Origin of the sequence: Xanthomonas sp. 3793, assembly GCF_024806835.1 — a bacterium.
GTDB classification, from domain to species: Bacteria; Pseudomonadota; Gammaproteobacteria; order Xanthomonadales; family Xanthomonadaceae; genus Xanthomonas; species Xanthomonas arboricola_F.
In genome coordinates, this window is the sequence record NZ_JANTYU010000001.1 from 1,136,923 (window position 1) to 1,151,673 (window position 14,751).

Sequence of the window (14,751 nt, forward strand, 5' to 3'; positions counted from 1 at the left end):
GCCCTACATCGCCACCCGACTGCGCCCACCCCATACCTGTTCGCCGGCCTGGCAATAGCGCTCAATAAACGCTTGCTGCGAGGGCATTTGTTCCACCACGCGCTGGATCGGCTGCGCAATGCCATCCAGCAGGCGACGCAGATCGGCGTCCGACAATGCGGCAGCCAGCGGATGATGCTGCTGCGGCACGATGCCCTGCCCCAGCAGTACGTGCGTCCAGGAATCCACGCGAAACAGTTCGTCGGTGCCTTGCCAGGCGTGCGCGCGCTCGCGCCAGGCACGCAGACGCAGGCGCAGCGATTCGGGCAATTCCATGTCGCGGCACTGCTGCCACAGCGGCTCGTCGCGCTGCGTCGCGTGGTAATGCAAGATGACGAAATCGCGTACGTGCTCCATCTCGGCGCGGCTGATGTCGTTGAAGACCTCGACCTGCGACGGCGCGATGCCATCGGCCGGGAACAGGGTGATCAGCCGTACCACCGCGGCAATGGTGAGATGGATGCTGGTGGATTCAAGCGGCTCGATAAAGCCGCTGGCCAGGCCCAGCGAGACCACATTCCTGTTCCAGGCCTTGAGCCGTCGCCCGGTACGGAACGGCACCAGCCACGGGTCCTTGACCGGGGTTGCGGCGGTGTCGCGCAGCAGTTTGGCGTGCGCCTGGTCATCGGACATGTGCTGGCTGGAGAACACCAATCCATTGCCAACGCGATGTTGCAAGGGAATATGCCAGCGCCAGCCCGCCTGATGCGCGATGGCGCGCGTGTACGGCACCGGCGGGCCCACTGCTTCGGTCTGCACCGCCACCGCGCGGTCGCATGGCAGCCAGTGGCTCCAGTCCTCGTAGCCGGTGTGCAGCGTCTGCTCGATCAACAGGCCACGGAAGCCGGTGCAATCGATGAACAGGTCGCCTTCGATCACCTGACCGTCTTCCAGCACCAGCGCGGCCACATCGCCGCTATCGGGTTGCAGCGTCACCTGCTGGATCCTGCCTTCGACACGCGTGACCCCGTGCGCCTCGCTACGCGTGCGCAGGAACCGTGCGTACAGCGCCGCATCCAGGTGGTAGGCGTAGTTGACGGCTGGCTCGCGCGGCAGCGCGAAGCGGTCCACGCGCGAGGCCACCGTTTCCAGGCAGTAATCGCCAAATGCGCCGGAGATGCCGCGGCGCTGACTTTCCAGCCACAGATGATGGAAGGCGCACACCAGCGTGCTCTGGCCGGTAATGCCGAACGGGTGGATATAACGCTCGCCCTGCCGGCGCCAATGCTCGAAGGAGATCGACAGCTTGAACGTACCAGCCACCGCGCGCAGAAACTCCTGTTCGTCGATCTGCAGGAACCGGTGGAAGGTGCGAATGGGCGGCACGGTGGATTCGCCCACCCCCACGGTGGCGATCTGATCGGACTCGACCAGGGTGATGTCCAGCAGGTCGCGGAACTGATGCGACAACGCGCAGGCCGCGATCCAGCCGGCGGTGCCGCCACCGGCGATGACAACCTTGCGAATCCTGGCCTGGTTCACTGCGTTCTCCTGTAAGTGGGACCACACGACGGCGGAGCGCTCAGCGATTGAGCTTGCCGATCAGCATGGCGCGCAGCTGGCGCGCCAATGTGGAATCGATCGGGCCCAGCACCTGACGCGCGTGCTCGGGCAGATGTTCGCCGGCCCGCTCTGCAGGGCCGAACACGTAGTAGTCGAACAACGCCCGCCAGGCGGCCTTCTCCGACTCCGGGCGGTCGCGGATGGCCCATAGCGCGTGATACAGCGCCTGCATCGGTGCGGGCAACTGCGCAGGGGCCGTGCTCCACCAATAATTGACCAGCACATTGAACGGTTGCAGCGACTGCACGTGGTGCCACCACATGCTGGGGATGAAGATCGCATCGCCCGGCTCGAGCACGGCCGTGCGCGCCTGCGACAACGCATCGGCCATGCGCGGGTAGCGTGCAAGATCCGGATTGCCCACATCCACCATGCTCACCACCTGGCCGCCGGGCGTGGGCTCCAGCGGCCCCGGATACAGATTGGCCACCTGCCCGGGCGCAAACAAGGTAAAGCGCCGCTGACCTACCGCGCATACCGCCAGGTTATTGGGCGCATCGAAATGGCAGGAGGCGATGACCCGGTTGCCGATCCAGATGCTGGGCGGCACAGCCTTGCCGTCTGCACTGACATCCAGGGCATTTCCTGCAGCAAAACCGGGCAGATGCGCATCGATCGGCAACGAGGCCAGGTAATACGTGGGCGGCTGCTCATCGTCCAGATGCGCCTGGATCGCATCCAGCAGCGCGCCCAGGCTGCCGCGTTGCACGTCGAAGTTGAGATCGCTGCAATCGTCGCGATAGAACGGCCGGCCGCCGATTTCGGGAGCGCCATACGAGTACTGCAATGCCCGGCCGGTGTCCATGCTGCGCAACTGCGCCATGGCTTGCGACGTGCCACGCTGCGCGGCCTGCACCAGCGCCCAGTCGCGCGCAACGCCGCGCAGCACCAGCGGCTGCGCGGACGCACACAATTGCGCCAGCAATGCCGCATCCGGCTGGCAGTCGCTGCACTCGGGCAGCGGGGCGATCGATGACGGTGCGCTCATGCGATCAGGCGCGTGCTGCGACTGCCGCAGCGGCCTGCGTGTGCTGTAGCCGACGCTGCTTTTCGCCCATCAACCGGCGCAGGTTGTGGTGCGAGGCCAGCATCAGGAACGCGCCTTCCAGGTACCCGGCATGATGCAGCTGCTGCAAGGCAGCGCCGTCCAGCGCGGCCAATCGCTCGCGGTCGATGCTGTGCAGCCCTTCCAGGTGCACGCCATGGCTGTCGTCGAGCACTACATCCAGTTTCACCGGTTGGATCAGACCCAGCGCATCGAAGGCCGCGCACATCGCCTGCCCTGCATCCATGCCGTCACGGATGCCGCGCAACACGCTGATGATGTGTTCCAGATAGGCACTGTGCCCGCCTTGCGGCAGGAAGACCGCCTCGCCTTCGGCACGGCTGACGCGCGGATGCTCCAGGTCGACATGAATCACCGGCTCCTGCACCAGCGCGCCATCGATACGCTGCTCCTGAAACCCGATCAAGAATGGCCCCTTGGCGACGATGCCCGGCAGGTAGCCGGCATTCCAGCGTCCGTCCTGCAGAAACAGGTTTTCATCGGGCGCAAAACCCAGCAGGGCCACCGACTGGTAGGCACCGGTGGCCGCATCCTTGCGAAAGAACAGCGGGTATTCGCGTTGCAGCTCGGCGTACTCGGTGACGAAGGCCGGCACGAAGCCCACCGCATCGCCGAATGCGGCACCAAACCGCAGAATCACGCGCAGATCGTGGTGCGCCACATTGTTGAGCACTGCATATCGCGACATCTGGAGCTCCAGCAGTGGCCGGCGATGGCCACTGCACCGGTCGGGGGATCGATCACGCGACGACATGCCGCGTCCGCTGCCCGCGAGCATTGCCAAAAAGTACGACACCGGCAAGCGGCAGGGCAGCATGCGCCGGTGCACGACGGACGCAGGTATCTGGATGATTGCACGCGTCATCCGCATCCCGCTTCCCTTCGATGACGCCGCGCAACCCTGGCGCCTGTTGCGTTCGCCTGCGATGTCGCTGCCGGATGACCTACGCAGCCCGTGTAGCTGCTGCGGTAGCGTCTGGCAGACGCATCCGGACTGATACAGCCCGGATCGCACAGAGAAAACGACGCGGCAGCCGGCGTGCACACCAGGCACACACCGGCTGCATCCATAGGACGCACTGGCGTCGGAACGTCGCCGCCAGTGCGATGCCCTCAGAACGCGTACCGCACACCCAGCGTGTAGCGCGGCTGCTGGTCGATCAGGCGGACAATCTGCTTCTCCGATCGCCCATGCCAACGCACGTCTTCGCCGGTGAGGTTGATCGCCTCAAAGCCCACCGACAGCTGCTTGTTGAACGCGTAGCTGAGGCTGAGGTCGAACTGCTGGTACGCCTCCACGTAGTACGGGTTGCGGTTGGAGGCATCCTGGTTGGCCGCGATCAGGTACTCGTCGCGCCAGTTCCAGGCCAGACGCGCGCTCCAGCCGTATTTTTCGTACATCAGCATCACGTTGGCGGTATCGCTCAGGCCCAGCAACGCGAACTGGTCGCGGTCGATGACGTTGTTGTCGAACGCCACATCGCCTTCGACGATGGTGTAGTTGGCGTAGATGCCGAAGCCGGTACTGCCGAAGAAGTACTGCCCGCCAAGCTCCCAGCCATGGATGTTGGCCTTGTTCTGGTTGATCGGCCGCGACACATCGAACTGGTACAGCGGGTCGGCGGCGGTGCCGACCAGGTCGTATGCGTTTTCCAGCGCCAGGCTCTGCGCGGAGCTGCCGTTATAGGCACCCAGTCCACCGGTGGCCGCGGCGTTGCGCAACAAGGCGGTGGCAGCGAACAGGGAGGTATCGTTGGCCGAACAGGCCGCCGCCACGTCGTTGCCGGCCGCACCGACCTGCGCGGCGCAGGCACCACTCTGCAGGAAGGCCAACGCGGCCTGCGCATCCGGCCCCGAGGTGGGATCGGTCAGCCCGTACAGCGTTTCGCGCGAGACCGTGGTGCCGATGAAATTGCTGACGCGCTTGTTCCAGAACGTGGCCGACACATAGCTGGCATCGGCGAAATACCATTCCAGCGCCAGATCCAGGTTGTCCGATTCCAGCGGGTCCAGCGTGGGCGTCTGCGAGTCACCGCTGGCGCGGTTGGACGGGTTGATCAGGATCGAGCCAGCCGGCGTATTGGGCGTCGGCCCGGCGAGCAGGTTGTTGTACGGCGCGCGCGCGATGGTCTGGCCGAACGAGGCACGGCCTTTCAGCGAATCGGTGATGTCGATGCTGAAATCCAGATTCGGCAGAATGTAGTTGTAGCTGGTCTTTTCGCTGAAGGGCTGCTGTTCGGTAGAGCGCAGCAACTGGAAGTCGTTGTTGGCCTGCCATTGCAGCGCGACGGGCGTGGCCACCTGCGAGGTGGATTCCACATCGGTGCGCTCGTAACGCAGGCCCAGGCGCGTGTTGGTGGTCATGCCGGAGATATCGCCGGTCAACTCCAGTTGCACATACGCCGCCCGGGTCTTTTCTTCGACCTGATTGTCCGCGCTGTACAGCGGGTTGTAGCGCGTCGCAGCGCCGTACTGGCTTCCACCCCATAGCGCCAGCTGGCTGGCATCGCCGCGCCATGCATTAGGCGCCGCGCCATTGGCGTTGAAGTCATCGAACATGCCGACGATGCTCACAGGCCGTAGCAGGTCGGTCATGCCCGGCTCCCTGCCGGCATTGGCCACGCCCCAGTCGCCCAACGTGGAGTAAGTGTCGCTGGTCAGGCGGTGCATGGTGGTATTGGACGAGCTGACGCCGAACTGGAAACGCCCGTCGTCGAAATCGAACTTGCCATCCAGGCGGCCTTCCTTGGTCTCGGTCACCTGCTTTTGATAATAGATGCGCTGCACCTGCGAACCCAGATTGTTCTTGGTGAAATCCGGATTGACCACACCATTGGTGCCAGCCAGCGAATCGGCGACGGTGGGATACCAGGTCCGCGCGCCGATGGGCAGCGAATTGTTGAACCACAGCTCCTGTGCCCATTGCCCGCCGCAGGACGGACCGTTGGTGCAGTTGTTGGTGCCGGCAAAGCTGAAATAGGTCGCGCTGCCGCCGGTGACCGGATCGTTGGGCAGGCTCTGGGTCTTGGAGTTGTGCGCATCGAAGGTCAGCTGGAAGCGGTCGCTCACCTGCCAGTCCGCATTGAAGCCGAGCGAGCCGAGCGTGTACTTCTGCTCGTTGCGCTGCTGCTCCATGCCGAAGTCCTTGGCGCCGTTGGGCACATCGCGCAGATACACCGGCGTGGCCACGGTCTGACCAGTGTCGAACGTCAGATCGGTGAAGCTGTTGGCGCGTTGCAACCAGATGCCCTGCTCGCCGCGTTCCTCGCGGATTTCGTTGGACGAATAGGTGTAATCCAGGGTCAGGGTAAGGCTGTCGGTCGGTGCGAACTGCATCACCGCCTGGCCGTTCATGCGCTCGCGCTGAAAGTCAGCGAACGCGTAGCGGATATCGTTGGGCAGGCCATACAGCTGGCCGATCGCCGGCGCGTTGGTCACCACGGTATCCGGGCGCAGTGCCGGGTCGGTCCCGGTCCAGCGCTGGATGTTCCAGCGGTTTTCGGTGGCCTGCACCGAACCGCCGTGACGCTTCTGGTAGCTGGCGCTCAGGCCGATACCGAAGGTCTTGTCCGGGTTGGTGTAACTGAAGATGCCCGACACTTCCGGGGTCAGCGAATCGCCGAAAGGCTGCGAGCGGTCGGAGACCATCTTGGCGCCGGCATTGGCCACCACGCCCTCGTGATTGAACGGCTTGTCGGTCTGGATGTTGATGGTGGCGCCGATGCCGCCGCTGGGCGCAGTGGCACGGCTGGTCTTGAACACCTCGATGCCGGTGATGGCTTCGGAGGCGAGCTGGGCGAAGTTGAACGCGCGCGTGCCCACGTCCACGCCGCCGATCGGCGTCTGCCCGGGCGCACCGAAGGCGTCGGCACCGGGAATCAGGCGGCCATTGAGCGTGACCGTATTGAATTGCGGGCCGAAGCCACGTGCGGTGACCTGCGCGCCTTCGCCATCGCGGCGTTCGATCGAGATGCCGGTGATGCGTTGCAGCGATTCGGCCAGATTGGTATCGGGAAACTTGCCGATATCTTCCGCGCTGATCGCATCCACCACGCCGGCGGCATCGCGCTTGATGCCCATCGATTGGTCCAGGCTGCTGCGGATACCGGTGACGGTCACGGTGTCGAGCGTGGTGGCGGCGTCGCTGCTGGACTGCGGCGCGGGTGTCGGCGGCGCGAGGTCCTGCGCAAACGCGGGATTGATGACCAACAGGCCACCGACGAAGGTGAACATGGCCTTCGACTTGAAGCTGTTCAACGTACGACGCATCGATGTGTCCTCGGGAGTGGAGTCCAACCGTTTACGGCAAATGTCGCGGCATGCGACACGGCGAAGTCATGACCACCGCCGGGTCGGCGATGGAACAGCCCTGCTCTGAATAAGGTCCCCTAGCGCGCATGCTGCCGATCGCCCCTTCGATCGTCGGCCTGCGTTGTGCGTTGCGTGCCTGCGGCAGACATCGCCGACAAAGGTGGTGTCGGCGACAGGTGCGCAACGCATGCCCTGCACGGCGTGCCGGCCAGTGATAGCGCTAACACGCCGCGCAGCCTAGTCAGGCGATAAAGCGCTTGTCACCGTGCGTTGCAGCATAGTGATGGGCCTGCACTGTTACAGCCGATACAGCAGTCGCTTGAGTCCGCATGCCGTCTTCAATGGCGGCGCGGCTGTAAGCGTTATCATTCAATTGCGCAAAAACCGGCAGCAGCTGCGGCGAAATTCGCACAATCAAACTGCAGCACCATGGTCGCGCAAGACGACTGCGCAAACTGCGCATCGACGACGACGCGATCGACTCGGACGCGCGAGGCACACGATCGTCGTGTGCGACCTCGTGGCGTGGGAAACCGGCACGGAGCCGACGGATGCGCAAGGAAAGCTGCGCAATCGTCGCAATCGATTGCGCCGTGGGTGGCGGTTGCAGCGCGCAGCGATTGCGCGCATCGGCGCGCGTGATCTCGCCGCGGCTGACAAGGTAGCGAGCCGTCCTCGGGTGGCGTGGACGGCGCGGAGGACCCGGCGTGTACGAGTGACACACGCCGCGCCAGGCACCGGCCGCGCCCGCCTGGCGGTGAGCACAGTCGTCTTGCTGGTTGCGCTCGAGCCAGCCTGCGCTGGCGACGGTTAGCCGATCACATCCACGCGATCGTCGCTGCGGTCGGCATCCGGCAGCGCATGATCCGGGTCCAGGGTCACGTGCAGCACTTTCTGGGTGGTGGGCAGGGTCAATGTCGGGGCAGTGTTCTGCAGCCAGGTCTCCACCGGCACGCGACGGTCCAGATGACTGCCATCGGCCAGATCCACGCGCACGGTGACCGGCATGACCAGTTTTTGCCGGCTACGCAAGGTCAGCTGCAGCCCCTTGCCCGGGTCGTGCTCGACGTACTGCGCGCGGGCGATACCCATGTCCAGCTGCCAGTTGTTGAGATACCAGCCGCGCCACCACCAGCTCAGGTCTTCGCCGCTTTCGCTTTCCATCAGCCGGAAAAAATCCGAGGGCGTGGGATGCTTGTAGGCCCAGGTGGCGATGTATTTGCGAAACGCCGGATCGAAGCGCGCAGGCCCCAGAATCTGCTCGCGCAGCAGCACCAGCCCCAACGCGCCCTTGAAGTACGTCAGCGGGTGACGGTAGGTTTCGCTGGTGGCATCGGCGATATCCATCAAGGTCGGCGCACTGCGGTCGGCGAGCAACGGCAGGATTTCATCGACCGGATTTCCGCCCTTGGGCGCATATTCCGAATCACGCTTGGGCGCATATTCGCCCTTGTTGAAGGCATCCGATGCATACACATCGATGAAGGTATTGAAGCCTTCGTCCATGAAGGCGTGGCGACGCTCGTTGGAGCCGACGATCATCGGGAACCAGGTGTGACCGATCTCGTGGGCGGTGATCCAGAACAGGTCCTTGCCGCCGTCCTCGAAGCCGTCGAACACGATGCCCGGATACTCCATGCCCGCACCGTAGCCGCCCAGGTTGATGGCAGCCGGCCATGGATACGGATACCACTGCGAAAAATGCTCGATCGCGCCCTTGACGTATTCGGTGGAGCGATCCCATTTATCCGCGCCCCCCCCCTCCACCGGGTACACCGACATCGCCAGCGACTGCTTGCCGCCCGGCAGCTTGATGCGTGCGGCGTCCCACACGAACGCAGGCGATGCGGCGAACGCGACATCGCGTGTGTGCTGCATATGGAAGCGCCAGGTGCGCGTGACGTTGCCCGCCGGTGCCGCCGCACGTGCGGCCACCTCTGCCGGGGTGCGGATCAGCACCGTGCGATCGCTGTCGCGCGCCTGTTGCAGGCGTTGTTGCTCGGCGCGGCTGAGCACCTCGGCCGGGTTGGTCAACGCACCGGAGCCGGCCACCAGAAATCCGTCCGGCACCGTCACCGCATAATCGAAGTCGCCGTACTCCAGGTAAAACTCCGAGCCCAGATATGGTTGCGTGTCCCAGCCACGCAGATCGTCGTATACCGCCATGCGCGGATACCACTGCGCAATCTCGTAGATCTCGCCCTGCTTGCTGGCGCTATAGGCGGTGCGGCCGCCCCAGGTGCCGGGAATTCGGTAGCGGTAACGGATCTGCAGCGTCAGCGCCTTGCCCTGCCCGGCCAGCGGCTGCGGCAGATCCACGCGCATGCGGGTGTCGTCCACCACGAAGTGCGCCGGCTGGCTGCGGCCGTCGCGCTCGATCTCCACGCTGGCGATCTGCATGCCATCGGTGAACTGGGTGCGCCGCGATGGGCGGCTGGCAGCCGCGCGCGCATCGGCGCGGTACATGTTCTGGTCCAGCTGCAGCCATAGCACGTCCAGCGTATCCGGGCTGTGGTTGGTGTAGTGGATGGCGGCGGTGCCGGTGAGCGTGTGGCTGGCCGGATCGATGCGGGCGTCGAGCTGGTAATCGGCACGGTTCTGCCAGAACAACGGCCCGGGCACGCCACTGCCGCTGCGGTAGGCATTGGGCGCGTCGGGCAATTGCAACGGCGCGAACAACGCCAGTGGGTCGAACTTGTCCGGTGGCGCGACGGTTTGCGCGCCCGTGGCGGCTAGCGCGGGCGCGCTGACGCACGCCAGGGAGAGTGCAACGGTGAGCGAGCGGCGCATGGCGGGGAACATGCTGTGGTCCTGCGACGGGGGGAGTTTCATCCTACGGCGGCGCTCGCCGGGCGTGCACTGCCATTGGTCCCGGTTGGCGCCAGGTCACGCCACATGGCTGGCCGCATTGATGGCGGCACGTGCGTGTCAGCGGAGCGGCCATGCCGTGATGCTGTCGCCCACCCGCGTCGTACTGACGCACGATGCACTGCGATGCCCCTGCCGCTGCATGCGACGACCGAAGACATCGGCGGACGCCGATCGCCCCATTAGCACTCGGCAAGTCCTCGCGCCAAAGCCGCCTGAAAGCGCCGCGTCCCATCCGCCGCGCGCAGTGCTCGACCGGGTGGGGGATGCGCCGGGTGCAGCATGCACACCCGGCGCAGGTCACTTGCAGGCGATTCCCGCACCGGCCAACGGTCTGGCTGCGGCTTGTCTTCGCCGCCAGCTAAGGCGGCAGGCTTCCCAGCCGCACCGCACCATCAGCGCCCTCGCCCAACGCGTCGTCCGGATTGCTCAAGCGGCAGCGCCGCAGCGACAGGCAACCACAGCCGATGCAGTCGGTGAGTTGGTCGCGCAAGGCCTGCAGTTCGCTGATGCGCGTCTCCAGCTGCCCGCGCCAGCGTGCGGACATGCGCGCCCATTCCGCGCGCGTGGGCGTGCGCTGATCCGGCAGTACCGAGAATGCATCCAGCACCTGCTGCAGGGGAACACCGAGCCGTTGCGCGACACGAATCACTGCGATGCGCCGCAATACATCGCGCGCATAGCGGCGTTGATTGCCCGCGGTGCGCAGGCTGCGGATCAGGCCCTTGCGCTCGTAGAAATGCAATGCCGACACCGCCACGCCACTGCGCCTGGCCACCTCGCCCACCGACAACTCATGCTGCATTGCCTTGACCTCAACCTTGGTTGAGGCAGGATGCTGCGCGGCCATGACCGACGCAAGCGCCGGTTATGCCCCTGCTCCCTCGCTCTGGATGTTCGATGCCCACCGATACCGCCCTGCCCCCCGCAACGCTGCACGACACGCCCCCACCGTCGATCCTGGCAGCGCCGTATCGCGCCGCCACACTCGGCATGGTGGCGCTGGTGTCGCTCAATGCCTTCGAGTCGCTGGCCGTTGCCGCCGCCATGCCCACCGTGGCGCGCGAGTTGAACGGCTTGCCGCTGTACGCGCTGGCATTCGGCGGCACCCTGGCCACCAGCGTGGTCGGCATGACCGCTGCCGGGCGCTGGAGCGACCGTCGCGGCCCCGGCGGTGCGCTGGGCTTGGGGCTGCTGTGTTTTGTGATCGGGCTGTTGATCGCCGGCCTGGCGCCGAGCATGCCCGCGCTGATCGCCGGGCGCCTGCTGCAGGGGCTGGGCGCCGGCGCGTATTCGGTGGCGTTGTACGTGATTGTCGGGCGGCTGTATCCGGAAGCGTTGCGGCCACGCGTGTTTGCCGCGTTTTCCGCAGGCTGGGTGGTGCCGTCGTTGGTCGGGCCGAGCATCAGCGGGCTGATTGTTCAGCACGTGGGTTGGCGCTGGGTGTTTCTGTCGGTACCGCTGCTGGCGATCCCGGCCGGGCTGATGCTGTGGCCGGCCTTGCGCGGGCGGAGCTGGACCAACGCAGATCCCGCCGAGCCGGCTGCGTCGCTGGGCTGGGCGATCGGCGCGGCATTGGGCGTACTGGGCGTGTATCTGGGCGGTCAACTGCATGGCACAACTGCGCTGGCCGCGATGCTGCCGCCGCTGCTGCTGACGGTGTATTGCGCGTGGCAGCTGTTGCCGGCCGGCACCTTGCAGCTGGCACGCGGGCTACCCAGCGTGATCGCGCTGCGTGGCATCGCGGCGGCGGCGTTCTTCGGCTTCGAGGCGTTTCTGCCATTGCTGCTGTCGCGCGAACGCGGGCTCACGCCGCTGCTGGCGGGCGTGGCACTGAGCGTGGGCGCGCTCGGCTGGTTCAGCGGCTCGTGGTACCAGGGCCATAGCCGCGCCGGTTGGTCGCGACCGCGCCTGCTCAAGACCGGGGCGCTGCTGATGACACTGGGCATCGTGATCGGCGCAGGCGCGGTGTGGCCGGCGATTCCGGTGCCGGTCGCAGTCGCCGGCTGGGCACTGACCGGCCTGGGCATGGGCTTGCTGTATCCCAGCCTGTCGGTGCTGACGCTGGCCTTGTCGCCACCGGAGCAGCAAGGCGCCAACAGCTCTGCGATGCAGCTGAGCGAAGCGATTGCCGTCGCCGGCATGCTGGCGCTGGCCGGCGCGCTGTTTGCTGCGCTCCTGGCGTCGGCACCGGTGGCGGCCTACCTGAGCGTGTTCGCGCTGGCCTGGCTGTTGGCGGTGGCAGGCTTTTTTGTGGCGCGGCGAGTGTAGCGACTGCTGTGCGGCGATCGCACGGCGTCGGGGTGCCGCGCCATCCCGATACGACGTGCCGCCTCGGTTCGACACGAATGGGGCTTGCACTGTGCCGATGCAGTGCAGACGATCACGCCTGCCGACCGCACTTGCGGCGACATCGTGACGCAGAGCGTTTCCAGGACTTTGCCGATCCTGTCCGGATCGCCGAGCAAGCTGCATCTGCTTGCCCTGCGCGGACGGGTGGTCATTTTTTCGCCACCCATCTTGACAGCGTTACGGGCCGGGGCCTGCGCGCAGTTGTCCACAGCCTTGTGCAAGTTCCATCCACAGGGGGTGTGGAAAACCTGCGCTGCATCACGCGGCCCGCAGGGCTTGCGCGCAACTGCGACGTATGCGAAGCAAACGCCGCAGTCGCACGCAAGCCGTGATGCTGATCGTCGCTACGACCACCTCGCCGGTCTGCAACGCGTCGATGCCTTGCGCTCAGTCCACGATCACATGCGGCACGAACCGCGAGGTGTCGCGGGTGATCGGGCCATCGTCGTCGCGCATGCCCAATCCGGCGGGGCGATCGGCGACCACCCAACTGCCCACCAGCGCATGGCGGCCATCGAAGACCGGCAGCGGATGATGCGCCTGCAGGATCGCCGGGCCGTCCACGTAAGGCCCGTCGGTGTGTGCGGCCTCGCCTTGCGCAGTGACCAGCGCGATGTTGGCGCCCTCGCGCGACAGCAGCGGCTTGCGCACCCAACCGGCACCAGGTGCTTCACCGGCGTGCGCAAACCGGGCTGCCAGCAGATTGGGATGGCCTTGATGGCGCTCCCACAGCAGCGGCAGAATGCCCTTGTTGCTCAACACCGACTTCCATGCCGGTTCGATCAGGCGCACGCGGTTGGCGATCAACGCCGGGCCGAAGCGCTCTTCCATCATGAATTCCAGCGGATACAGCTTGAACAGGGTCTGGATCACGCGGTCCTGGTCATCGGTGAACCAGCCTTCGGCGCTCAGGCCGATGTCCTGGATGGCGACTTCCTCGGTCGCGATGCCGACCTGGTGCGCGCAATCGCGCAGATAGCGCACGGTGGCGCGATCTTCCAGCGAGTCGCGCACCGCCGAAAAATGCATCTGCGCACCCAGCGCGCCATCCACTGCCAGCGCGCCCAATGTTTCGCACAACAGATCCTGGATCAGGTTGTACTGGTCGGTGCCCGCCGGCAGCACGCCGGCGGCGATCTGCTGCTCCAGCCACAACCACTGGAAATACGCAGCCTCATACAGCGAGGTGGGCGTGTCGTAATTGAGCTCGTACAACTTGGCAGGGCCGTTGCCGGAGTACGCCAGATCCATGCGGCCATACAGGTGCGGGTCGCGGTTCTTCCAGGAGCTGGCGATCCAGTCCCAGTAAAACGGCGGGATGGCCAGCTTGCTCAGCAGCGCCTCGGAGCCGACCACCTCGTCCACCAGCTGCATCGCCATGTCGTGCAGGTCTTGGGTAGGCGCTTCGATGTCGTCTTCGATCTGCCGCAACGAAAACGCGTAATACGCGCGCTCGTCCCAATACGGCTCGCCCTCGATGGTGTGGAAATGAAAGCCGAGCGACTCGGCCTGCGCGCGCCAATCCGGGCGTTCGGCACTTGCGATGCGTTGCATGTCAGCCGCCAAACCCGGAGCTGCGCCCGCCGCTGCCGAACGAGCTGCGTGCCGCCGCGCTGGAGCCGAAGCCCGAGCGCGACACGGTGATCGCACGCGACGGCATGTCGATCGCGCCACTGCGCCCGCGCACGGTGCCGATGCGGTTGCTGGCCAGATCGCCATTGGGCTTGTAATAGCCGCCGCTGCGGTAATCGCGGTACAGCGGAATCGAGCCGCCATAGCGATAGCCACCACCACCGCTCATGTTGCCCAGCGCGTAGCCCAGCAGGAACCCGCCCATCGGCGGGATCCAGCTCTGCTGGCCCTGCGCGGTCTGCACCGCCGTGCAACTGCCGAACTGCTCGTCGCACTCGTAGCGCGTATTGAAGCGCGGCGCGGCCTGCTGGTGCTTGGTCACCGCCTCGTCATAGGCCTTGAGGCATTGCTGGATGTCGTTCTGTTCCTGCTTGACCTGGTAGCAGTCGGAAGCCGACTGCAGCACCACGCCGGTTTCCGGCTCCGAGCCGCAGCCGGTGACCAGCGCGGCGGGCAGTGCCGCCATCAGGGTGAGCTTGAGATTGCGTGATCGCTTCATGGCGCAGCCTCCGTTACGGCGTAATCGCCGCGGCGTTGATCAGGCCGACGGCGATCGACACGCCGGCAGAAAAGATGCCGGCGGCGGTGACGTTGTCGGTGATCTGCCGCGAGATGCGCCCGGCCACCAGGTTGGCCAGCAGATACGCCACCACCTGGATGCCACAGGCGACCACGCCCCAGATCAAGGCATCGATCAGGCTCACCGAATGAGTGATGGCCGAATGCAGCGGCAGCGCCACGCCGATCAGGTTGCCGGCCAGCGCGGTGGCGGCGGCTACGTTGCCCTGCCGCAGCAAGGTGAAATCCTTGTGCGGGGTGACCAGGGTCACCAGCACCACCGAGACGATCAACACGCCCAGGCCGGTGCCGAAATAGGAAAGAAACGCGAGAAAACTCTGCAGATTGATCGGATTCATGAC

The 14,751-nt window shown here is 65.6% G+C and carries 12 protein-coding genes and 1 other RNA gene; 2 read left to right on the forward strand and 11 right to left on the reverse strand.

The genetic code is table 11. The annotated features are described in order from the left end of the window. Positions 1 to 3: 3 nt before the first annotated feature. Genes FHY18_RS04825 through FHY18_RS04835 form a run of 3 tightly spaced genes read right to left on the reverse strand, consistent with a single transcriptional unit; the run spans position 4 to position 3,356 of the window. Positions 4 to 1,521, reverse strand: a complete 1,518-nt coding sequence (locus FHY18_RS04825; protein WP_259151909.1) for a tryptophan halogenase family protein — start codon at positions 1,519 to 1,521, stop codon at positions 4 to 6. A gap of 40 nt (positions 1,522 to 1,561) precedes the next feature. Further along, positions 1,562 to 2,590 carry a cupin-like domain-containing protein gene (locus FHY18_RS04830; RefSeq protein ID WP_259151913.1) on the reverse strand — a complete coding sequence of 343 codons (1,029 nt, stop codon included), beginning with the start codon at positions 2,588 to 2,590 and terminating at the stop codon, positions 1,562 to 1,564. A gap of 4 nt (positions 2,591 to 2,594) precedes the next feature. After that, positions 2,595 to 3,356: a SapC family protein gene (locus FHY18_RS04835; protein ID WP_259151914.1), complete on the reverse strand. Its 762-nt coding sequence runs from the start codon at positions 3,354 to 3,356 to the stop codon at positions 2,595 to 2,597. Positions 3,357 to 3,420: 64 nt separating this feature from the next. On the opposite strand from FHY18_RS04835, the gene FHY18_RS04840 reads away from it, so the two are divergent. Next, positions 3,421 to 3,666 (forward strand): hypothetical protein, encoded by a 246-nt coding sequence (locus FHY18_RS04840; RefSeq protein WP_259151915.1) that lies wholly within the window; start codon positions 3,421 to 3,423, stop codon positions 3,664 to 3,666. A gap of 115 nt (positions 3,667 to 3,781) precedes the next feature. Here FHY18_RS04840 and FHY18_RS04845 read toward each other — a convergent pair whose 3' ends face one another. The 5 genes from FHY18_RS04845 to soxR all read right to left on the reverse strand — a co-directional run bounded on the left by FHY18_RS04845 (position 3,782) and on the right by soxR (position 10,652). After that, complete coding sequence (locus FHY18_RS04845; RefSeq protein ID WP_259151917.1) at positions 3,782 to 6,937, reverse strand: TonB-dependent receptor; 3,156 nt, start codon at positions 6,935 to 6,937, stop codon at positions 3,782 to 3,784. 283 nt (positions 6,938 to 7,220) lie between these two features. Continuing rightward, on the reverse strand, positions 7,221 to 7,397 hold the full coding sequence (locus tag FHY18_RS04850) for a hypothetical protein (protein WP_259151918.1): 177 nt from the start codon (positions 7,395 to 7,397) through the stop codon (positions 7,221 to 7,223). 233 nt (positions 7,398 to 7,630) lie between these two features. After that, a non-coding RNA gene (locus FHY18_RS04855) (sX9 sRNA) lies at positions 7,631 to 7,703 on the reverse strand. Positions 7,704 to 7,789: 86 nt separating this feature from the next. Further along, a complete protein-coding gene (locus FHY18_RS04860; RefSeq protein ID WP_259151919.1) occupies positions 7,790 to 9,781 on the reverse strand; it encodes a M1 family metallopeptidase in 1,992 nt (663 codons plus the stop codon). Between the two features lie 427 nt (positions 9,782 to 10,208). After that, positions 10,209 to 10,652, reverse strand: coding sequence for a redox-sensitive transcriptional activator SoxR (gene soxR / locus FHY18_RS04865; RefSeq protein ID WP_259151920.1), 444 nt, complete (start codon positions 10,650 to 10,652; stop codon positions 10,209 to 10,211). A gap of 95 nt (positions 10,653 to 10,747) precedes the next feature. Here soxR and FHY18_RS04870 point away from each other — a divergent pair, with 95 nt between their 5' ends. Continuing rightward, on the forward strand, positions 10,748 to 12,118 hold the full coding sequence (locus tag FHY18_RS04870; RefSeq protein ID WP_259151921.1) for an MFS transporter: 1,371 nt from the start codon (positions 10,748 to 10,750) through the stop codon (positions 12,116 to 12,118). A gap of 468 nt (positions 12,119 to 12,586) precedes the next feature. Here the strand turns inward: FHY18_RS04870 and FHY18_RS04875 are convergent, their stop codons facing one another. The 3 genes from FHY18_RS04875 to FHY18_RS04885 are packed head-to-tail and all read right to left on the reverse strand — an operon-like array spanning position 12,587 to position 14,748. Beyond that, complete coding sequence (locus tag FHY18_RS04875) at positions 12,587 to 13,753, reverse strand: glutathionylspermidine synthase family protein (protein WP_259151922.1); 1,167 nt, start codon at positions 13,751 to 13,753, stop codon at positions 12,587 to 12,589. 1 nt (position 13,754) lies between these two features. Then, positions 13,755 to 14,330 (reverse strand): DUF1190 domain-containing protein, encoded by a 576-nt coding sequence (locus tag FHY18_RS04880; RefSeq protein ID WP_259151923.1) that lies wholly within the window; start codon positions 14,328 to 14,330, stop codon positions 13,755 to 13,757. A gap of 13 nt (positions 14,331 to 14,343) precedes the next feature. Beyond that, the gene (locus FHY18_RS04885; protein ID WP_039420735.1) at positions 14,344 to 14,748 is read right to left on the reverse strand and encodes a DUF350 domain-containing protein; all 405 of its coding nucleotides are present in this window, start codon (positions 14,746 to 14,748) and stop codon (positions 14,344 to 14,346) included. Between the last annotated feature and the right edge of the window lie 3 nt (positions 14,749 to 14,751).